Genomic DNA, 21,326 nt, shown 5'->3' with positions numbered 1-21,326 from the left:
GGAACAACTTGTATTAGGTAAACAGACCGTCACCTAATTCGTTGATGATCTGTTTTGCTTTTACAGAAGAAAACTCGATCGCCTCGCCCTCAGTCGCATGTGTATCTGCCCGGATGAACGCATGTTCTTTGGTCTCATCATCAAACTGCTTTGTGATGCGGCCTGCTGTTTGCCAAAGCCCGCCACGTGGGGTTGGCTCGGAATAAATCAGATAACCTAGGTATTCCTCTGCTTGGGCAGCAGGGGCAGGGGTATCATCCTTGTTGCCGCCAAACAGGCGTGAGAAGAGGCCCATGTTTGTTCTCCCAGACGAGATGGAGTTTCAGTCGTCTACAGGTTCGCACAGGATCTTGCTCTGTGCATCATTGTTTTCTGAGGTTGGCTCGCACAATCTGCGCATCGACCAGTGTTTTCTGCAAAGTGAGATGTAGGCTTCTTCGCCACCAATAACAACCTGATCGCCTTCTTCAACGATATCACCATTTTGGTCCAGCCGAGCGACCATTGTCGCTTTTGAACCGCACCAGCATATGGTTCTGATTTCGCGGAGGATGTCGGAAATAGCAAGCAGCGCAGCACTGCCAGGGAACATCTTGCCTTGAAAGTCTGTTCTAAGGCCATATGCCATAACTGGAACTTGCAAATGGTCAGCCACACGGGCGAGCTGCCACACCTGATCTTCAGTAAGAAACTGTGCTTCATCAATGAAGACGGCGTTGATTTTATGCTCAGCCACTTGTTGCTCGATGCAGGCGAACAGATTGAATTGAGTGTCATAGGTTAGGGCGTTTGATGTAAGGCCAATGCGGGACGAGATCTCTCCGACCTTGGTGCGGTTGTCGAGCGCAGCTGTAAATAGCAGGCTGCGCATACCGCGCTCCTCATAGTTATAGGAAGCCTGCAGTAGCGCTGTCGACTTACCAGCATTCATTGCGGAGAAATTAAAATATAGTTTTGCCATTGGCCCTTCGCGGCGCAAAGCGCCTCATCGCGTTCAATCTGAATAGATCTTCATACATGGATTCGTGAAGGAGGCCACAACCGTAGAAGGTTACTCACAAGGTTCAGTGACAAACTTTCAGCGGGAGGCGTATCCGGCTACCAAACTAGGTAATTCTCTCATGCATGCAATCGAGTGATCAGGCAAAACAGGGGAACCGTTATAATAATTAAGAGGGTTGAACCAGACTGATGTTGCTCCGACATTGTTTGCACCTGCGATGTCGTCTTCGAGCGAGTCGCCTACGTGGATCAGGTTGTCTGCGCTCAATCCAGCCATCGATAGCATCACCTTGAAGAGACGAGGGTCTGGTTTGCTGTAGGGGTATTCTTCCGCCATCACAACGAAATCGAAGAGATGAGCTATACCAGCGCTTTTTGGACAGGAGTTTCCATTTGTGATGAGAGCAGTCTTGTTTTGGCGTTTTAATGTCGCCAGTGTTTCTTTCACGAATGGGTAGAAATAAGGCTCCCCAAAGCGAACTTTCTTGAAAATCACTAATGCCTGCTCTGACAATTCCCTCGCATTGCTCAGTGGGTTGAGAGCTTGCTCGAAAGATGCCCGGCGAATTTCCAGCAAACCAATCGTTTTTGCGGGCATGTCATCAACTATGGAGTCGCGGATTTTTTGGAGGTACCTTGGAGTGATTGGCTTTTCAGAATAATGGCTCAGAAAACTGGCAGTCGTGATCAAAGCTTCTTCAAGAATACGTTCGAAGTCAAAAAGCGTTTGGTCTGCATCAAAAGATATGAGTAAATTTCTTGGCATGCCAGACGTTCCTCCAAATTATTTCTTACGAAGATATTATAGCCTTACTTTAGGGGGTTATGTGAAGTGTTGCGAAGATTGGAAAATGGCCTGAGCCAACATTTTCATCAATTATTAGGTCTTTAATGAATATTCCTCCAGAGGATGCAATGTGATCAACTTTTGATCCGAGTATTTTCGCTAGGGATGGATCTGAAAATATCGCGTTGTCTGCGGAATGAAGCTGGTGAGCGTTGTTTTTAACTGTAGATCTGAAAGTAAATCCTGGAACGTTTTGGACCAGATCGGAGTGTTCCAGTCTCCAAGGATCACGATTGGCACTTGTGTTTTTTGCGCTTTGATATGCTTTGAGAGAAAATCGAAATACTTACTTCTGCCTTCCAGACGGTTTGGTCCTCTCGGGCTGGCTGGGTGAACAGCATAAAGCTGAATGGGCGAACCATTTACGTCGACTTCAGCGCTCAGAAATTCCTTTGGTATGTGTGGTCCTTCTTTAAGGTCGGGAACAAAGATAAGTCCCGCGTTTGCTAGTGGGTATTTGCTGAAGAGTGTGATGTCTGTAGTTTGATTTTCGGGAGGTAGAACAGAGTATTGGTAGTGCTCAACCAGGAACGACTTCAGACGAGGCGTAGCGCTGGCTGTTTCCTGAAAACTGATGAGATCTGGTTGTCTCTTTTCGATCAGTTGCTGAATGCTTTTTTCTTCGAACCGCATATGCAACAGATTGAGGCTCATCACCTTAAGCTGTGGTGCATCAGTTGGAGTACCGGATATGGGGATTGATTGCGTGACTTGCTGAATGCTTGCCACCATCCAGTAGCTGGAAATACTCAGGCCGATAAAGCAGAGTAACTGGGCCCAGTGGAAAGCCCTCTCCGATGTGATCCAAAGCAGAAGCCCAGCAAAACCCGCTGCAAGTAGTTGAGGAATGAAGAAGGCGCTTGCTTCACTGAGCAAGTTTCCGGGAGTGAGAAACGTGAGTAAGAGCAAAGCAGTGATGGTGAATGATGCAACACGGGACAAACGAAGCAGAGATGAGGCATTCCGTTCTCTTTCAAAAAATGCCTTTAAAGAAACCACTTATTTTGCCTTCATATCTCGAAAGTGTAGGAAAATGGCCTTTGACGGCTTGGCTATCGGTGAAGAGAATTGGGCTTACTTAGTTACTCATGGAAATGATTATAAATCAGTTTTGCGATGCTCTCCGAGATTCCGGAAACGGCTGTTAAATCGTCAATACCCGCTTTCGATACTGCCTTCGCGGTACCAAAGTGGCGAAGCAGTGTGCGTTTTCTTGCAGGGCCAACACCTGCAATTTCATCTAATGGGTTGGCAACGATTGCTTTCTTTCGGCGGGCTCTGTGTGAGCCAATTGCAAAGCGGTGGGCTTCGTCTCGCATGCGTTGCACGAAATAAAGGACAGGATCGCGTTCTGGTAGCATGAAGCTTTGTTTGCCTGTGACGAAGAATTTCTCACGGCCTGCGTCACGGTCCGGACCCTTAGCAATGCCGACGAGCGGTATATCCGTGATGCCCATCTCCTCTAAGGTTTCGCGGACAGCGCTCAATTGGCCTTTTCCGCCGTCGATTAAAACGAGATCGGGCCATGAGGGAATATCTGAACCAGAAAGAGGTGCTTCTTGCCCTTCTTCTTCGCCAGCTTGCTTGGCGTCGGAAACCCCTGTGAAACGGGCAGCTTTCTTATAGCCCTCTGGATCTTCTTTCATGAGACGGGCAAAGCGCCGCGAAAGCACTTCGCGCATCATGCCGTAGTCATCGCCTGGTATCAAATCCTCTGATTTGATATTGAATTTTCTGTACTGGCCTTTGGCGAAACCCTCAGAACCTGCGACGATCATTCCGCCGACAGCATTTGTTCCTGATATGTGTGAGTTATCAAATACATCGATGCGGCGCGGGGTGCGATCAAGTCCAAAGGCCTCTGCAACGCCTTTTAAAAGCTTCAACTGGCTTGATGTTTCAGCAAGCCTGCGGCCAAGAGCGCCCTTGGCGTTTATGAGGGCATGTTCCACCAATTCGCGCTTCTCACCACGCTTTGGTGTCAAGACTTCAACCTTCCGATTGGCTCTTGCGGTGAGCGCCTCGGCAAGAAGCTCTTGTTCCTCCAACTCATGGGAAAGCAAGACCATGCGCGGGGGCGGCTTGTCCTCGTAGAACTGAGAGAGGAAGCTCTCAAGAACTTCAGCAGGTTCATAACTTTTATCTGCTTTAGGGAAGTAGGCCCGGTTGCCCCAGTTTTGCCCAGTACGGAAGAAGAAGACCTGCACGCATGTCTGTCCGCCTTCTTGGTATGTGGCGAACACATCTGCCTCTTCGATGCCCTGTGGGTTGATCCCTTGGTGGCTTTGCACATGGGAGAGGGCCGCTATGCGGTCGCGATAAACTGCAGCTTGTTCAAAATCGAGGTTCTCTGAGGCTTTTTCCATTGCCTCTGCCAGTTCCTTTTTGATGAGCTGGCTTTTGCCTGAAAGGAATGACTTTGCTTCTGTCACAAGGTCTTTGTAATCAGCGATGGAGATTTCGCCGGTGCACGGTGCTGCGCATCGCTTGATTTGATAGAGCAAGCAGGGCCGTGAGCGGTTGGCATAGTAACTGTTGGAGCAATTGCGAATGAGAAACGCTTTCTGCATAGCGTTGATGGTGTCGTTGACTGCACCTGCTGAAGCAAATGGCCCAAAGTAATCGCCCTTGCGAGCTCGTGCCCCCCGGTGCTTGATGAGTGCAGGAGCATCATGGTCGGCACTTATGAAGATGTATGGAAAAGACTTGTCGTCACGTAGCAGAACGTTGAAGCGTGGGCGCAATCTTTTGATCAAGTTTGCTTCCAACAACAAAGCTTCTGGCTCTGTGCGGGTTTCGACGAACTCCATGGCAACAGTAGCCATGATCATCCGCATGATCCGGTTGGATTGGCCTTGCAAGCGTGTGTAGCTGGTGACGCGTTTTTTTAGTGAGCGGGCTTTGCCCACATAGAGGACTTCGCCATCCTCATCGAACATTCGGTAAACGCCAGGGCCGAGTGGTAAGCGCTTAACAAAGTCTGCAATGACCTCAACGCCCTTTGCACCTGGATTTCTAGGGGATGCGTTGCTCTCAAAAACGATATCCGGCTTGGCTTCAGGCACATCGACATTTTCCTCTGCTTGGGCAGGCATGTCAGATGTGTCTTTTGCCATAGTGTATTTACTCGCGGTGTCGTCTGAAGTTCGATAGGAAACGCACCTTAACTGATTCAGCCGCGGGTGCGTTCACTGATCGCGTTTAAGCTGCTTAGTTTAAAGGAAATCCAGAGCAAATACGACGTAGATATAAGCGACGTAAGCCGCAGTAAGACAAATGCCCCAAACCTTACCAAGACACAGGCGCTTTGCTGCAATGATATAAAGCAGGAGGGCACAAGCGAGCATAACCCAGATATCATAGACAAGGATCTGCTCAGGAACGGGGATTGGGATTACGGTGACTGTAATGCCCATGATCGCAAGCAGGTTAAAGACATTGGACCCGATGACGTTGCCAAGCGCTACACCTGAGTGCTTACGAATTGCCGCCATAACGGTTGTCGCCAATTCCGGCAAGGATGTGCCAAGAGCAACGACTGTCAAGCCGATAACAGCATCCGAAACGCCCCAAGAGGAAGCGACATCGGTTGCGCCTGTAATTGTCAGCTGCGCACCAAGCGGTAACCCGATTAAGCCAAGGATAAGGAAGACTGCTGCAATAGCTTTATTTTCCGGAACAGATTCAACATCGAGCTCATCTTCTTCAGTTTCGTTGGCTTTACAGCCAGCCCTGTTTTCTTTTCTGTGCTTTTTTGTTGCTCTTACTGAATCTGCAAGGAAGATCAGGAGCAAGGCAAGGAGAGCAATACCAGCATAAAAGTTCAGGGTGCCCATGAAGCAGAGTGCTGTGAAAATGACTGAAACGACAAGCATGAACAGTGCATTTCGTTGAGCTCCGCTTTCGTTGCATGGAGTTGCAGCAATCAGGGCGGGCACTCCGAGCACCAAAAGGACATTTGCTATATTCGAGCCTACAACATTACCGATTGCAACGCCGCTTACACCGTCGAGGGCAGCTTTCAATGAAATGAAAAGCTCTGGTGCCGAAGTGCCGAAGGCAACGATGGTTAAGCCAATAACGAGAGTTGGAATTCCGAGTGCCTGAGCAATTGATACAGCGCCGCGCACAAGCAGGTCACCGGCAAAGATCAAAAGTGCGAGACCTCCGAGGAGGGCAGCATATGAAAAAAGCATAAGCTGAAATTCCAATTATGTAAGGTTGTTTGTCTGCATTAATGGGGCGTGCAGCTATCAGACCGGGTATATAGACAGGTTTTCGGCATTCTTGAAGTGTCTCAGATCACTTTTGATCGCAGTTCTTCGTAAAAGTTTCAGGTGATCGAATCGTTCAGGGCTTGAGTATAGTAAAATGGTCACGGAAATATTCTAAATTACCTATCGTAAACAATGACTTGCTAGGTTGCCATATTCTTTCCGTGGTTTGCCTTGAATTAATCGGAATTCATGTCAGATCCAGCCACAAAGTCAAATCATACCATTCTTCATCCAGGGGCGTTCTTATTTGATCGCCTCCCCCTAGCGGATACGTCCCAAGCGTTCCGCTCATATTTGTTGGAGAATGATAAATGCTGCGTATTGCATCTTGTACCGCCATTACTTTCGGCCTGATGGCAGGCACCTCACTTGCTGCTGACCTCCCTCAGCCAGTTCAGCCAATTCAGCCAGAAATTTCTTATGAAACACCAGCGACCTACGACTGGTCTGGTGGCTATGTTGGTGCCAATGCTGGTTGGGGTTTCCTCGGCGCTGATGGCAAAAATGGAGCGCCGGGTGCTCTTGATGAGAACCAGAACGGTGTGACTGGTGGCGTGCATGCTGGTTACAACTTCACGGTTGCTCCTAGCGTTGTGCTGGGTGCTGAAGCTGATATTCAGTACAATGACCTTGAAGAGCGTAAGGATGGTGTTGAGCTTAATTCCGACTGGAACGCATCTGTGCGCGGTCGTGCTGGTTACGCCTTCGATCGTACACTCGTGTACGGTACAGGTGGTGTTGCCTTTAAAAACCTGACTGCAAAGAGCAGTGCTGGCAAAGATGACAAGAATGTCGCTGGTTACGTCGTTGGTGCAGGTGTTGAACGTGCTGTGAGTGATACTCTGACAGCACGCGTTGAATACCTCTACCAGGACTTCGGTGACCAGAAGTTTGACTTTGCAGGAACAACCGAGAAAACTAAACTCGATGAAAACCTGATCCGTGCTGGCGTATCTATGAAGTTCTAAGTCGGCTGTTTGATTATCAAGGCGCATGCAATCAGCATGCGCCTTTTTTTTGGTCAGCTTTTTTCAAGCATCTCAGGTGCCAGCGTTTCGTTGTAGGCTGGAACTTGCTCGATAAAGGCAGCATGCCAACGCACCAGTTCTGGGTGCTGGTGTCGCCAATCTCCGTTCGCGCGTAGATCTAGATAACCTAGTGCACACGCAAGTGCGATCTGAGCGCAATCCGGAATTCCATGGGTTTGGTCTGGCGTTGGCAACGGAGTGTCGTTGAACGCCTTCAAAGTGCGATCAACTTTTCCTTGTTGGCGTTCGATCCAGACATGGTTCTGGTGCTCTTCTGGGTGGTTCCTTGCCTCTACCTGAGCCTGTACCGCAGCATCAGTGATGCCATCTGCCATTGCCTGCCGTGTTAGAACAGAAATGCGTGTTTCATCTGATGGGATGAGTTTGCCGCCGCCAGCCAGAGTGTCCAACAGCTCAATGACGACACGGCTGTCGTAAACGGTTTCGCCGTCAGCCATTAGAAGCGTCGGCACTTTCGCAAGAGGGTTTTGTTCATACAAAGAGCCTTCGCTCGCCCTTGTATCTGCCCAGTCGACTTTCACCTGATCCTGAATGCCTAGAACCGCTGCTGCAATTCGAGCTTTCCGACCATACGGTGAGGTGGTTGATGTTCGGAGTATGTTCATAACTTCGCTTAGGCCACTAGTTCAGGTTTAGTCTTGTCAAATGCAGGAATGCTTGATGCGAAATCATCGAGCCATGCGACGAGTTTTGGGTAGGACTTGCGCCAAGCACCTGCGAACCTGAGGTCTAGATAACCCAGAGCACATGCAAGAGCGATCTGCGCTGCATCGGGTGAGTTGTGCTGAACTGGCGGTAGTGGCTTGCTTTCAAACGAGGCCAGTGCGCGATCAACTTTGCTTTGCTGATACTCAACCCACTCTGAGTGTTGCTTGTTCTCCGGGCGCATGCGGCTTTCGTAGACGATTTGGATTGCAGCATCACAAATACCATCTGCGAGTGCTTGCTTGGTCAAGATTTCAAACCGTTCTGCACCTGCGGGAATGAGTTTTTCTCCGCCAGCCAGATAATCAAGATACTCTGTGATGACGCGACTGTCATAGAGAACGTTGTCATCCTCAAGGATGAGGCAAGGGATTTTTCCAAGCGGGTTTTGTTTGCGGAGTGTGTCGTTTGGATCTAGCGTCTTCGCTTCTTTAACTTCTACTTTATCCGCAAGCCCCAGAACATAAAGCGCAATTTTGATTTTTCGACCAAACGGGGACGCGCTGGAAGAGCGAAGAATTTGCATAGCAGCCACCTGTAAACCAATAGAGTATTAATTTGGCCTGCACGATATCCGCGTTTCTTCCTATTTTGCAAGTGGCTTCGTACACTGGGGCAGGCTCTGATCTATGGGCTAAGACTGATCGCGAAATCCTGAACTGCGGTCCAATTTGTAAATTCAGTCGAGCGTTTGGGGTCGGTTGGGCCGTTTGTCATTTTCATGATGAGCTGGATCATTAAACGATCCCACGGCTTATAGTTTGGGTAATTTAGAGCTCCTGCAAACACTGCGGTGTGTTTCGGTTGAAACTTTGATTTGGTGAGGAATTTCCTCAAATACTCATTGTTTTCTGGAGTATCTTTGCCTGGCTTTCTTGCCGTTAGGTTGACTGAGAAGAACGAAGTTTGGGCATGGTTCAGGTCATCAAGATTACGTCTTATGAATACTCGTGCCGGGCGCAGGTGGAAGCCGTAGCGGATGGGTGCCCCGATGACTATTCTTGCTACGCTGAGGTCACGTGGAAGGGGTTCTTCGCCTGTAACAAGGGGCAGTAAGACAACATTATGCCCCTTGTGTTCAAGAGTATTTGCAATTTTGTCAATTATCTTCTGCGTCTGGCCATCGTGGCTGGCGTAGCCGAGGTAGTGCTTCATCTGCCAAAACCTGTAGGACTGATTTTTGACGAGATATAGAACCTTCGATCAATCAGTCCAACGAGGCATGATGTAGCAAGTGCTTTTTCGCGTTGAGCAAGGGGCGTTATCGCGGAATGATTTCTTGTTCTGGACGAACTGTTCTGCACTGGCCGTCATAAACTCTGAATTTGTCGAGACCATCGATGCAGGCTTTAACACTCCAAGAAATTCCGAGGAAACCATCATACTGGACAAGAGCATAGTAGATACGATGGCGTGTGTCGTCTGTGAGTATGGCAACGCCATTGCAATAGCGTCGTGCAACTGGGCTCGGTTGTCCGATTATGAACTCTGACTCATGGATGTCTTCCATAAGCTTGATTTTCCGACCATCGTAATAGCTTGGGACAGCACGTGCAATTTGGCGGGATACCGCCCTTTGGGCTTTGCGGGAGTCGCATTCTGGCAGGTAGGTGCCTGACCATCCAAAATAGACCTTTTCATCAGGGTTGATGATATCTTCGTCATCGATCTGAGCAGTGGGCTCCTCGTAGGTTCCCATATCAGCTGCGTACGTCGACCCGGTAGCAACACCCAATGCTGCTGTAACCAATATGGTGAGGATTGACTTTGTGCGCATAAACACTCTCCACGGAAAGACTGCTGGTTCTGAGCAGTAAAAGCTATGTGCGGGAGCTTGGATGCACCAGCCCACTAAATAGGAGTTGTGAGAAGGCACTAAATGCGCATGGCTTTAGTCTGCGCATTTAGCATTCAGTGATTTGCGGTTTCTGGTCAATTGAAGGTTCTGGGGGGTTATTCAGTGATGACCTGCTCGACAGACCATTTTGCGCCCTTACCTTGCGATAGTGTTTGGCAAAGCCATGGTAAGGCAGCATTCATGTCTTTTGTCAGAGTCCAAGGTGGGTTGATGACTAGCATTCCACTGGACTTCATCGGCTGGTCGCTGCTGACCTGACCTGCGGAAAGCTCTAGTTTAATTGTGTTGCGAATTCCCGCTTCTTTAAGTGTTGCAACAAGTTGGTCGACCGTGCGGTGGCTTTTGACGGGGTACCATATAGCGAAAATGCCAGTTTGCCATCTCTTCCAGCCACGGATGATACCATCAGCCAGTCGGTCGAATTCATCTTCAACTTCAAATGCAGGGTCAATAAGTACGACGCCGCGTCGCTCTTTTGGTGGAAGGAAACTGCCTAATGCAAGCCATGCATCCAGGGCAATTACCTTGACTTTTTTGTCCCCGCCGTAATTGTTTTTCAGTTCTTCAAAATCTTCTGGATGAAGCTCCGTTAGCGTTAAGCGGTCCTGCTTTCGCGCCAGCATGCAAGCAATTTCCGGGGAGCCGGGATAAAAGTGGACGCCACCTCCAGGGTTGAGGTTCTCGACGGTTTCCAGCCAGGGAACCAAAGCGTTCTTGACTGGACCAGGAGCAGCATCAAGGTTCTCTAGCACTTTGCCAACGCCTTGCTGCCATTCGCCGGTTTTCTGAGATTTCTCGGAGGTAAGGTCATACAGGCCGATGCCGGCATGAGTGTCCAGCACTCTATAGGCGGCGTCTTTCTTCTGAAGATACTTCAGTATGTTGGCAAGCACGATATGCTTCAGTACGTCGCCGATATTGCCTGCATGATAAATGTGCCGGTAGTTCATGATATGCGCCTGTTAGTCTTTATTATGCGCAGCTTGGAGGCGAAGTCTCTTGAGGCGCTTTTTATGAATGGGTGTTACTGGACTTATAGGCTGAGGGCGTTGTTAGAAACAAGAAGCAAACGTGTCTCTTTCTCCTAAAACTAAAGGCAGCGAATTGCTGCCTTTAGTTATTCAATGAAGGGGTCAGGAGGGCTAATCCTGACCTACGCTGTCAAGATCGTTGCTCATCTCTGGTTCAGCTTGTGACTCTTCTGAGGAGGCCGTTGGGCCATCTTCCAGACGTAGCTCAACCGCTTTTGGACCTTTGCCTCGACGATCCGGCTCCGTTTCGAACGAGATGCGTTGGCCACTGTCAAGTGTTGTTAAGCCGGAGCGTTCAACTGCTGAGATATGGACGAAGACATCAGCTTCGCCTACATCCGGCGTGATGAAGCCGAAGCCTTTGTCTAATTTGAAGAATTTAACGACGCCTAACTGACGAGGGCCACGTTCGACGGGTGGGTAACTGCGTCGTCCACCTCCGCCGCCGTTTGGTCCATCGCGAAAGTTTCCTCCGCCGCCTCCGCCTTCACGATTAGCATATCCCCCGCGGTCATTGTCGCCAGAACCACTTGCTTGATAGCTGTTATTGCGGTCGCCGCCATACCCTCCCGGATTGCGGTTACCATAGGGGCTCCTGCGCTCATTTTCCCTAGAAGGAGGCGCAAAGGCATCGCGCTCGGAATCATTTGGAAAATACACTGGTGCCCCAAACTCCGGGCCGAAATTCTGCGAATCCCCAAATTCGCGTTTGCCGCCGCGCTTGCTGCGTGGCCGACGACCCGAATTCCCATTATGCATTACAATATCGCCTTTCCTGCGGACTTAACCTGCCAGTATCCGCATGTACTCGCTTTATCAAAGCCAACTGCTCCTCCGAAAACACACAAAATATCAAATCGAATGTCTTAGTGGGTCGTTTGCTCAGAGCTTCTACCTGCCATATACTGTGAACACTCCAGAGTTGCTTGACCAAATGAGACTATTGGTCAGGTCAACAGAGACAGTCTTCACAAATCGCCCCGTATAATAGGGTTCAGTTTTGTAATAGAGCAAGCTTTTCCTAGGGAAGGTAGATGTAAATCCCTGTTAAATAGGGGATCTCGACATAAAATAGATGACGAGAATTAATTTCATAAAACATATCAATCCTATTGATTTTCAATATAGAAATAATTTTTCAGTTTAGACTGACTTTGCAATTATAAGGGGTAATTGTTATTATGTATGTTTAGAGTTGTTTTTGATGGGTGAGAATTGCTTAGTTTAACTGAGCAGACGTGTAGCCCGCCTAATGCGATTACTGTATGGTGCGCAGAGTTTGGAATTTGGAGATGAAGCGCATATGAGTGATGCCAGCAATAAAGCAGATTTGTCTGGGATACAGATTACTGTTGTTCCGGTAACGGCCTTCCAGCAAAACTGTAGCATCGTTTGGAATAAGGCTACGCGTAAAGCCGTTGTTGTTGACCCTGGCGGGGATGTGGACCAAATTCTTGCGGCGCTGAAGGAACTTGATGTTAGCGTTGAACATATTCTGATCACTCATGGACACATTGACCACATTGGCGGTGCTGCTGAATTGGCTGAGACGTTACGCGTCAAGGTCATTGGACCACATGTGGATGACCGCCCTCTGATTGATCGTGTTGAAGAGCAAGCGAAGCAGTTTGGTCTGGATTCAGTGAGGAAAGTCGAGCCTGATCAGTGGCTTGAAGAAGGGGATGTGGTTACTGCCGGAGGTGCTGAGTTTCAGGTGTTGCACTGCCCAGGTCACGCACCAGGGCATGTAGTGTTCTTCAACGCGGAACTGAAACTGGCAATCTCAGGGGATGTTCTGTTTGCTGGCTCAGTTGGGCGCACTGATTTGCCGGGTGGAAACCATGAGACGCTTATTTCTTCAATCAAAGACAAGCTTATCCCGCTTGGAGATGATGTTACATTTTTACCAGGCCATGGCCCTGCATCAACAATTGGCCATGAAAAGCTGAACAACCCGTATTTGAAATAGATAGATCTGAACTTAGCTGTGAGGCGGGGAGGTCTTACTCCCCGCTGGTTTTAACGAAGGACTGCTCTTAGCTCTTCAATGCGTGCATTGATAAGCCAACCGTAATAGTTTTCACGGGGAAGGTGAGAGGGTCTTATCCTGCGTTTGTTTCTATAAGAAATCGCACGTTCCCAAGGGTTGCCGAGATTATATAGTGTTGACGTGATGCCTGGGTTTTTGGAGATATCGACATTCGCTACTTTTTTGTAGGCGTTGATTGCATCCCTCAAGACTGCTGCGGTGTAATGGATTGATTTGTTGGGGTCCATTACTGTCTTATATAGACCGGATGCATCTTTTGAATTGAGCTTCGGGAGGCCGCTGATGCTGGTCACCATGTCGTTCATCTTCAATGCAGTAAGCGGTGTAATCTGGCCTAAGCCGAAACTCTGCCCTGCAAACATTGGTCTGAAAAATGCGCGGTGAAATGGCTGGCGCGGATAACGGACGCCGCCGACTGTCCTACCCATGAATGCAGTGTTCCAGACGAGCTCGTAGCATCTCCAACGGCTGTTGCTGGTCTCTTCTCTACGACATTTATTGAACTGCGGCCGTGTAACGAAACTCCAGACTTTTTCACCATCATATTGGAAAGAAATCGGGATTTTTGCATATTGGAGTGCCTTCATGTAGTACCCCTGTGCGCTGTCCATACTGTCGTAGTTGTATGTATGTTCGCCGACGATAGCCCCCAAAATATGAACAGGATCAATTGCATAAAGGTTGGCTACCTTTTTGATTTTTCTAATGAGTCGGTTTTCACGTTTTAAAACGGAGAGAATGCGCCGGAATTTCTTATCGTATGTGCGATTGAACGCTTGCGTGCGGGTGAGGGATGCGCTGGGAATATCAGGCTGAATCTTTAAGCGATTGCCAGCGGGGACGACAAGAGGGACATTTGCCTCTGCCGGCTCCGTTAATATTGAACTTGCAGGAAGTAACAGGGCTGTAACAAAGAGGGCAGCACTTATCTTATATAGCAGTATCATAGCAACCAAACTCTTGTTCTTAATTGTATTTAGTTTTGATTGCGTAATATATAGAGAAATTCTCCTAAAACTTTATTCAGACATGTTGGTGTTCTTCTCATTATATGTATCGTGATGTTTTTTACACTCATGTCCACGTAGGTATTGCTTGAGTTCTTCTGGTACGGATATGCGTACTTCTGTCAGGCCGCTTTTTAGAAAGCCAAGTTCCGCAGCTGCTGCCTTGGATAAGTCTATCAGGCGGTTTTTTACATAAGGGCCGCGGTCATTCACTGTTACTGTAAGTGTTTTGCCATTTTGCAGGTTGGTTACATGGATGTTTGTACCAATCGGCAGGGTTAGATGCGCCGCGGTGAGGCCGGTTGCGTCCATTAAATCCCCACTGGCGGTCCGGGATGTGAGTTTGTACCAAGAGGCTATGCCGCATTGTGAACTGGCGTTTCTTTCGGTGTCGTGGAGGCGCAAGACAAAGGCGATGAAGACAATCAGCAGGGCGGATATGAATAGGAAGACCGCTGAGATGTGACTGGCGCGTTGGGCCAAACCTTGGTTGTTCCAGGACATTGCGAAGCCTTTTGGCTATTTTTCTCCTAGATTTATACAGGGTTTCCTTCGAGTTAGGGACCGTAGAGATTTTCTGTCTTGGTAAGTTGGTTTATGTCTTTTGAACATATTCATCGAGTTTGTAGGGGGTTGTTCCCGCAAGGTTCTCGGGCAGATAGGGGGAAACCGTGCCGCAAAAGACGTTGTCTGACCGACTTATTCTCGCAGATTTTGCGCGTGGGTTAGCTTTGCTGGCAATGGCGATCTACCATCTATCCTGGGACTTGTCCTGGTTTGGGATTGTGGGATGGGATGTGGCTGGTGCGCCGGAGTGGAGGCACTTTGCGCAGATGATCGCGGGCAGTTTTATGTTTCTGGTCGGGTTCAGTTTGGTGCTTGCGCATAAAAACGGTATCCGCTGGAAGGGGTTTTGGAAGCGGGAAGCTCGTGTCGTGCTTGCAGCTCTTGCGGTTTCAGTGGTCACATATTTAATCTTTAAAGATCAGTGGGTTAAGTTTGGAATCTTGCATTCGATCGCTGTGTGTAGCTTGCTTGCGCTGCCGTTTGTCAGGCTTCCGTCGTTTTTTGCGTTGCTATGTGGTGCGGCGATCATTGCTCTATACCTTTGGCTGGGGGATTACGTGCTGCCCTATCCTGAGTTCTTTTGGTTGGGTTTGAATTCCTTGCACGAGGTTTCCGTTGATTATGTGCCACTTATTCCGTGGTTGGGACCCGTTCTACTCGGGGTTGGCTGCGGGGATATCTTCCAGCGCTACGGCCTTTTGAAGTACTTGCGCGGTTCTGCGTTGCCGAGCGTTGGTTTGCGTTTGTTTGCGTGGTTTGGCCGACATTCGCTGGCAACCTACCTTCTACACCAGCCAATCTTGTTTGGAGCGGTTTGGCTTGGTGTTACAGCTGGTGCGTTTGGAGATATTCAGCTCAGAAATTTTCAGCAATCCTGTTTGGAAGTTTGTAGTCAAAGTGTGGATGTTGAACAATGCAGGCAGGCTTGTAAATGTACTGCCCTGCAGATGAAGCGCGCAGCCGTTTGGGACGACCTCAATGCCAGGCCTGATGATCCCGATTTGCGGGAGATCACTCAGCAGATCTTCCAGGTGTGTTTGCGCCCCTAGTTTTAAGGGTCATACGAACTACGTCGAGCACAGTTGATGTGAGCACAGTTGATGTGAGTGCTGCGGATTCATTTTTAAAGAGCTTTTTAGAAGCCCCGCCCTCACATGGGCGGGCTTTTTTGTTGTGGCTCAATATGTGGAATGAGAACCTCTTACCTAAGCGTAACTCTCTGTAGGTAATGAATTTTCCGTAATTGTAGGCAGATTCGGTTTTGATGATGTATAAGTCATAAATTGCATGATCAATTTGAATTTAAGCTTAAGCTAAATAATAATTTGCCTATTACTACAATTAACAGGTATTGACCTGAATTAATCTTCAGATAATATTATCAGTGGTAAATATACGCATATTATATTGATGGGACGTCGTTGTTTTGTGTTGTGACTTTGGTGTTTATGAAAATGTAAAATAATATAATGTTTTAAACATCTAAGAATTCCTTAGGGGTAAATCTAGAAGCCTTCATGACATAACTGCGCGTTCCTTCAGATTAAGGGCCCGGCTTGGGGAAGTTTCCGAGGTCCGGTAATGTTGGGGGAAGATTATGCGGTTTTTGAAGAGTGCAACCCGGGGTGCGGTTGCAGGCTGTTTTGTGATGGCCGGTTCAGGTGCTGCCTTTGCTGGGGGCTGGGATACTATGGGGGTGGGGACTCTTGATCTGCTTTTTGCGCCAGAACGGTTTGTGGTTGAGGGTGGGGCGACCTATTTGGACCGCAATACTGACTACGATGTGACAAGTGCGAGCGACCAGTTGGGCCGGCAAACAACCTCTGGATCTACGAGTGAGCGGGTGACGCCTAACATCTGGAACTATCAGTTTGGTGTTAAGGGGAGAGTGCTGGAGAATGTAGACTGTCTTGGACGGGCTTATAACCCTTATGGCATCATCGAGTCGATGGACCCGACTTGGGCGGCGCGGTATGCAGGTTATGAGACCAATGCGACAACGCTGGGCCTTGATGCGACGTGCTCCTATACATTTCAGGCTGGTGAGGGGCGGTCTATTCGTGCGATCGCGGGTATACGCGGTTTAGATCTGACCTATCAGTCTGACAGTATGTTGCCTGGCGTTTTGGTTAACCCTGCTCTTACGGATGATTATGTGTCTGGTGCCGAGCTGAAGTCTAAAGGAATGTCATGGGGGTGGCGTGCTGGTGTTGCCTATGAAATTCCAGCGTATGCGCTGCGTGCGAGCCTTGTTTACGATTCTCAGATTGCGATGGATCTGGAGGGCGAAACGTATATTCGTGATGTGCCTGACGGGTTGGGAGGAACCACAACTATTACAGGCGATGCTTATTCGTCCATAACTGCGCCTCAATCCGTCGAATTGAATATTCAGTCAGGTATCGCACCAGGTTGGCTGGCAAGCTTTGGCGTTAAGTGGGTGGATTGGTCTGGTATTGATCGGCTTGTGGTGAAAGATGAGAGTGGTGACCTAAGCACTGACCGTGCCCTTAATTTTAAAGACGGCTGGACAGTTGAAGCTGGTGTTGGGCATCAGTTGAATGAAAAGCTGACTTTGGGCGGCTCTGTTCAGTGGGATCGCGGTGTCGGCGGCAGCTACTCAGACTCCTACTCCTTCGGTCTAGGGGGATCTTATGCCTTGAATGACAAGGTTAACATGATCATTGGTGGTGCAGCGGTTTATACGGCTGCTGGTGAAGCTGATGCAACCAATCATGCGCCTTACGGTGCGACGAATGAATATACTTATGACTCAGCTTGGCATTACGCGCTGAGTACAAAGTTGCGCATCGCCTTTTAGAAGGTGAAGTGCCCTAGAGTTAATAAAGGCCGGAGACTCGTCTCCGGCTTTTATCGTTTGTGGTTTGGTGGTGCTTGAGAAGGTACCTGGGTTATGTGTGTTTTATGCAAGAATCCGCCGATATGTGCCTAAATTGACACACGCCTGTGGAGAATAAGGCAAATTCCATCAAATTTATGACAAGTCTAATACCGCCAATTACTTCCGTATAGGTAAGGTTTGCGGCAGTAGGATGGTGGGTGATCGTTTAAGTTAACTGATCATGATTTGTAATTGTTACATTAAACTACTTATAATTATTTGGGTTTTTATAAGTATTGAAAATAATTACCTTGCGAAAATAATTGGTAATTATCCCAATGTGGGGGTGATTAATTGTCTAAAGTAGTTGAGGATATACTGATATATGGATCGATTTGCTCTGCAAATTGATGGGATTGCACGAGTAGGGGGTGCCTAGGTGTTTTTAAAGTTAAGGTTGATATTTTAACTCAATTTTCGAGTTTAGCCGCAGCTTTAAACGCTCAAGCACGTGCTCCCAACTGAATGGATTTGATCTGGCTTTGTATGTGTCAGATACAGCAATGTTAAAGGGGGAGGGCGCATGCGTGTTCTCAAGAGTATGGCCCGGACCACTATTCTGGGCTGCGTAGTATCAATGGTTCCGGTGGCCGCGTTCGCTGGTGGCTGGTCGACAGAAGGTATTGCGGGTTACGATCTATTATTTGCTGAAGAACGTTTTGGCTTTGAGTTCCAGTCGACTTACGGCATCCGTAATGTTGATTTTGAGAATGCGAGCACGACGATTGATCGCGGTGATGGTTCAGGTCCCGTTTCAACTGACTTGCTTCCTTTCGATACGGATGATTCAGCTGATAATGTTGCCGCAAATCTGTGGGTCGGGGCGGGATCAGTAAAGTTTGGACTGACTGATAATTTGGACTTCTTTGCGCGTGTGAGTGAGCCGTTTGAGGTGCGAGAGCTGCCAGGCTTAGATTGGAACGGACAGTTTGCGGTTGGGGAAACAAAAGCTGATTCTGTCGCGGTTGATGGGATGCTGAGTTACAAGCACGAAGTTTCTGACGGTAGGTTCTTTCGTGTCTTTGGTGGTGTGCGCGCGCTTCAGCTGAGTTATGGGCAGGCGGCTAATCAGCTTGTTGATCATCCACTATATGGCCCTACTCCGGTAGGGACATCGATTGATGCTGATTCTGAGTTGCAATTCGGTTACCGAATTGGGGCGGCCTATGAGATGCCGGAGATCGCATTGCGGGCTTTGGTTGCCTATGAATCCGCCATTGATGTGGAATTGGATGGGGTTCTCTCCGCTAATGGAGCTTCTCAGTTTGCGACGTATTCAAGCGCAACTCTGCCACAATCGATTGAAGCGAAAATCCAAAGCGGTGTCGCGCCAGGTTGGTTGGTTTCTCTTGGTGTGAAGTGGACCGACTGGAGCGTGCTTGATTCAATCTCCGTGGATGCGCTGAATCCCGTTACTGGCGATCTGTTACTCGGTGATGCGGTCGTACGTGACCTCAGCTACTCTGATGGTTGGATTGTCGAGGCGGGCGTTGCGCATCAGCTTTCTGATAAACTGGTTATTGGTGGCGCGGTGACCTGGGACAAAGGGATTGGTGGTCCTTACTCCGACTACTATGCGTTTGGGCTAGGTGGTACCTATGATATTGGTGAGCATGTGAAACTTTCTCTGGGTGGTAGAGCTATCTACAAGACAGCAGGTGAGGGAAACTACAATATTGTGAAGATTGATCGGTCTACTGGTGACTATAACACCGTCAACACTGACTACGAGTACGACTCCTCGTGGAACTTTGCGCTCAGTACGAAGCTGCGGTTTGCGTTTTAAGAACGACAACCTCTGATAAGTTTGTGAAGGCCGGGGACGATGTCTCCGGCTTTTTTTGTGTTGGCCTCCACATGGGGTCGGCGCATGTGTGAATAGATTGTGTAATTTGCATTCAGATGTGTGTTAAATTGACCACACGTAGCGATTAATACCGTTAATTTGCCTTACTTAAAGGTCACTCATAATTTCTATAGAACATGACGTTTAGGTAAGGGTAACTATTATACCGCTTTCCTCCTCTTCTTCTTATTGTTATATTTAACTAATAAATAATTATTTTATTACTTGATTTTACTGTAAGTAATACTGGTTTATTTAAGTAATTATTTGAAATCTCTCTAAGTAAATATGCAGCAAGGCACTGGTATATCACTGTGAGTAGTGGAGAATACAAACATAACTGAATCAGTTTGCTCTGCGAATTGGTGGGGTGCACCTGAGAAAGGCACGGAGATGCTTTTTAAGGCTGGGTTGTAAAAGTAGTTCGCTTTGAGCGAGGTGCTGCAACTCAGGTTGCTTGAGCGGGTGCTCCCAACTGAATGGACCTGATCTGGTTTCATGTGCGCCAGATACAGAAATTAGGGGGAGGGGGCATGCGTGTTCTCAAGTTAATGGCTCGGACAACGGTTCTGGGCTGTGCAGTATCTATGATTCCTGCCGCAGCATTTGCTGGCGGCTGGTCAACCGAAGGCATTGCAAGCTACGACTTGTTGTTTGCTGAAGAGCGTTTCGGCTTTGAATTCCAGTCCACATACGGCTTTCGTAATGTAGACTTTAAAAATGCGAGTACTACTCAAAGCAGTATCTTTGGCTCTTACCCTTTGCCTGGGGAGGATGGTGCAGACGATATCGCGGCAGATCTTTGGATAGGCTCGGCTGCAGTAAAGATGGGGTTGACCGATAACCTGGACTTTTTTGCCCGTGTCAGCGAGCCGTTTGAAGTGCGCGAGGCGCCAGGGTTTGATTGGAATGGCCAATATGCAATTGGCGAGACTATTGGTGACACTCTTAGTGTGGAGGGCATGCTAAGCTATAGACACGAAGTTTCCGACGGAAGGTTCTTCAGAGTCTTCGGCGGGGTCCGTACCATGCAAATGGATTTTTCTCAGCAGGCTGCATTGTACGGCACCCTTGCTGCGCCAACACTTGCGACGAGTAGTGACCTTGCATTTGGGTACCGTATTGGTGCTGCTTTTGAGGTGCCTGAAATCGCGTTGCGCGCATTGGTTTCATACGAGTCAGCTGTTGATTTGGATATGGAGGGAGCTCTGACGGATCAAGGCTTCCTTTTCACAAATGCGGTAGCGGAAACGACATTGCCTCAATCATTTGAGGTGAAGGTTCAAAGCGGGGTTGCCCCGGGCTGGTTGGTTTCTCTTGGTGTGAAATGGACAGACTGGAGTGTAATGCAAGAGGCGTCGGCTAACTTGATTGGGGGAGAAGGCGCGTTAATTCCCGTTCTTGATGGCTCAACAACGCGTGATTTGAGCTATTCCGATGGTTGGATTGTGGAAGCTGGTGTGGGGCATCAGCTGACAGACAAGCTGGCCTTGGGTAGTTCTGTAATCTGGGATAAGGGAATAGGTGGCCCGTATTCTGACTACTATGCGTTTACGCTCGGTGGTGCTTATGATCTTGGTGAGCACGTGACACTTTCTCTTGGGGGTACCGCAATTTATAAGACGGCGGACGAGGGGAACTATAATGTAGCTATTGACTTAGGTGGTGGTCCTAGTGTGACCAATACCGACTACGAGTACGACTCCTCATGGAACTTTGCGCTTAGCTCTAAGTTGCGGTTTACGTTCTAGGCACTGTCACTTTTGAAGAGTTTGTGAAGGCCGGGGGCGATGTCTCCGGCTTTTTTGTTTGGAGTGGCTATGGGGTGTGTTATCCGGTGGGTGTGAATGAATTGTGCAAGATACACGGGTTTTTGTGTCAGTTGAGCAACAGTTTTGTGGAGAAATGGGCATGTTCGATTGTTTTCAATGCTAGCCCAAAACTCTTAAGTAAATTACGTATAGGTAAGTTTGACTAAGGTCTAATAACTGCGAAATTCGGATCTATTGAAAATTAATATTTAAATCTAACAATATTTATACCAGAATTACTCTGGGTTATTTTTAAGTGTAAAATGTCATCCCATAGAAATTGGCTTAGTATTTATACTATGGGAGGGGTGAATAATTTTCTCAATGCGTTATGCATGCACTCAGAACTTTATCAGTTTGCTCTGTGAATTGAT

The 21,326-nt window shown here is 48.3% G+C and carries 20 protein-coding genes; 6 read left to right on the top strand and 14 right to left on the bottom strand.

Going from position 1 to position 21,326, the window contains the following annotated elements; genetic code table 11:
- Positions 1–13: 13 nt before the first annotated feature.
- The 6 genes from BMZ51_RS14555 to BMZ51_RS14530 all read right to left on the bottom strand — a co-directional run bounded on the left by BMZ51_RS14555 (position 14) and on the right by BMZ51_RS14530 (position 6,045).
- The gene (locus BMZ51_RS14555) at positions 14–295 is read right to left on the bottom strand and encodes an HlyU family transcriptional regulator (protein ID WP_068002719.1); all 282 of its coding nucleotides are present in this window, start codon (positions 293–295) and stop codon (positions 14–16) included.
- A 27-nt stretch (positions 296–322) separates the two neighbouring features.
- Positions 323–961 (bottom strand): thymidine kinase, encoded by a 639-nt coding sequence (locus tag BMZ51_RS14550; RefSeq protein ID WP_068002716.1) that lies wholly within the window; start codon positions 959–961, stop codon positions 323–325.
- A gap of 117 nt (positions 962–1,078) precedes the next feature.
- The gene (locus BMZ51_RS14545) at positions 1,079–1,768 is read right to left on the bottom strand and encodes an HAD family hydrolase (protein WP_068002714.1); all 690 of its coding nucleotides are present in this window, start codon (positions 1,766–1,768) and stop codon (positions 1,079–1,081) included.
- A gap of 180 nt (positions 1,769–1,948) precedes the next feature.
- On the bottom strand, positions 1,949–2,848 hold the full coding sequence (locus tag BMZ51_RS14540) for an endonuclease/exonuclease/phosphatase family protein (protein ID WP_139201400.1): 900 nt from the start codon (positions 2,846–2,848) through the stop codon (positions 1,949–1,951).
- Positions 2,849–2,931: 83 nt separating this feature from the next.
- On the bottom strand, positions 2,932–4,965 hold the full coding sequence (gene uvrC, locus BMZ51_RS14535) for an excinuclease ABC subunit UvrC (RefSeq protein WP_068002712.1): 2,034 nt from the start codon (positions 4,963–4,965) through the stop codon (positions 2,932–2,934).
- A gap of 99 nt (positions 4,966–5,064) precedes the next feature.
- Complete coding sequence (locus BMZ51_RS14530; RefSeq protein WP_068002709.1) at positions 5,065–6,045, bottom strand: calcium/sodium antiporter; 981 nt, start codon at positions 6,043–6,045, stop codon at positions 5,065–5,067.
- Between the two features lie 392 nt (positions 6,046–6,437).
- Here BMZ51_RS14530 and BMZ51_RS14525 point away from each other — a divergent pair, with 392 nt between their 5' ends.
- A complete protein-coding gene (locus tag BMZ51_RS14525) occupies positions 6,438–7,094 on the top strand; it encodes an outer membrane protein (RefSeq protein WP_068002706.1) in 657 nt (218 codons plus the stop codon).
- Positions 7,095–7,147: 53 nt separating this feature from the next.
- On the opposite strand, the gene BMZ51_RS14520 is transcribed toward BMZ51_RS14525, so the two are convergent.
- The 6 genes from BMZ51_RS14520 to BMZ51_RS24630 form a co-directional block, all read right to left on the bottom strand.
- A complete protein-coding gene (locus tag BMZ51_RS14520; protein ID WP_068002703.1) occupies positions 7,148–7,780 on the bottom strand; it encodes a glutathione S-transferase family protein in 633 nt (210 codons plus the stop codon).
- Between the two features lie 8 nt (positions 7,781–7,788).
- Positions 7,789–8,406 (bottom strand): glutathione S-transferase family protein, encoded by a 618-nt coding sequence (locus BMZ51_RS14515; RefSeq protein WP_068002700.1) that lies wholly within the window; start codon positions 8,404–8,406, stop codon positions 7,789–7,791.
- 101 nt (positions 8,407–8,507) lie between these two features.
- Complete coding sequence (gene hemG, locus BMZ51_RS14510; protein WP_068002697.1) at positions 8,508–9,035, bottom strand: menaquinone-dependent protoporphyrinogen IX dehydrogenase; 528 nt, start codon at positions 9,033–9,035, stop codon at positions 8,508–8,510.
- Between the two features lie 106 nt (positions 9,036–9,141).
- On the bottom strand, positions 9,142–9,657 hold the full coding sequence (locus BMZ51_RS24320; RefSeq protein WP_208979488.1) for a hypothetical protein: 516 nt from the start codon (positions 9,655–9,657) through the stop codon (positions 9,142–9,144).
- A 176-nt stretch (positions 9,658–9,833) separates the two neighbouring features.
- Positions 9,834–10,688: a 23S rRNA (adenine(2030)-N(6))-methyltransferase RlmJ gene (locus BMZ51_RS14500; protein ID WP_068002694.1), complete on the bottom strand. Its 855-nt coding sequence runs from the start codon at positions 10,686–10,688 to the stop codon at positions 9,834–9,836.
- A gap of 192 nt (positions 10,689–10,880) precedes the next feature.
- Complete coding sequence (locus BMZ51_RS24630; protein WP_068002691.1) at positions 10,881–11,528, bottom strand: cold-shock protein; 648 nt, start codon at positions 11,526–11,528, stop codon at positions 10,881–10,883.
- A 544-nt stretch (positions 11,529–12,072) separates the two neighbouring features.
- Between BMZ51_RS24630 and BMZ51_RS14490 the strand changes: the two genes are divergently transcribed.
- Positions 12,073–12,738: an MBL fold metallo-hydrolase gene (locus tag BMZ51_RS14490; protein ID WP_068002893.1), complete on the top strand. Its 666-nt coding sequence runs from the start codon at positions 12,073–12,075 to the stop codon at positions 12,736–12,738.
- A 50-nt stretch (positions 12,739–12,788) separates the two neighbouring features.
- Here the strand turns inward: BMZ51_RS14490 and BMZ51_RS14485 are convergent, their stop codons facing one another.
- Both BMZ51_RS14485 and BMZ51_RS24510 read right to left on the bottom strand, forming a co-directional pair.
- Positions 12,789–13,766, bottom strand: coding sequence for a DUF1402 family protein (locus BMZ51_RS14485; RefSeq protein WP_068002688.1), 978 nt, complete (start codon positions 13,764–13,766; stop codon positions 12,789–12,791).
- Between the two features lie 72 nt (positions 13,767–13,838).
- Positions 13,839–14,252, bottom strand: coding sequence for a septal ring lytic transglycosylase RlpA family protein (locus tag BMZ51_RS24510; RefSeq protein WP_420848460.1), 414 nt, complete (start codon positions 14,250–14,252; stop codon positions 13,839–13,841).
- Positions 14,253–14,497: 245 nt separating this feature from the next.
- On the opposite strand from BMZ51_RS24510, the gene BMZ51_RS14475 reads away from it, so the two are divergent.
- The 4 genes from BMZ51_RS14475 to BMZ51_RS14460 all read left to right on the top strand — a co-directional run bounded on the left by BMZ51_RS14475 (position 14,498) and on the right by BMZ51_RS14460 (position 20,892).
- Positions 14,498–15,442, top strand: coding sequence for a heparan-alpha-glucosaminide N-acetyltransferase (locus tag BMZ51_RS14475; RefSeq protein ID WP_068002682.1), 945 nt, complete (start codon positions 14,498–14,500; stop codon positions 15,440–15,442).
- Between the two features lie 548 nt (positions 15,443–15,990).
- On the top strand, positions 15,991–17,214 hold the full coding sequence (locus tag BMZ51_RS14470) for an OmpP1/FadL family transporter (protein ID WP_068002679.1): 1,224 nt from the start codon (positions 15,991–15,993) through the stop codon (positions 17,212–17,214).
- Positions 17,215–17,818: 604 nt separating this feature from the next.
- Entirely contained in the window at positions 17,819–19,081 is a 1,263-nt protein-coding gene (locus BMZ51_RS14465; RefSeq protein WP_068002676.1) for an OmpP1/FadL family transporter, read from the top strand.
- A 593-nt stretch (positions 19,082–19,674) separates the two neighbouring features.
- Positions 19,675–20,892 (top strand): OmpP1/FadL family transporter, encoded by a 1,218-nt coding sequence (locus BMZ51_RS14460; protein WP_068002672.1) that lies wholly within the window; start codon positions 19,675–19,677, stop codon positions 20,890–20,892.
- Positions 20,893–21,326 lie beyond the last annotated feature (434 nt).

It is taken from the genome of Pseudovibrio axinellae (genome assembly GCF_900110875.1).
Classification (GTDB): Bacteria; Pseudomonadota; Alphaproteobacteria; order Rhizobiales; family Stappiaceae; genus Pseudovibrio; species Pseudovibrio axinellae.
This window is presented reverse-complemented; position numbering and strand designations above follow the sequence as displayed.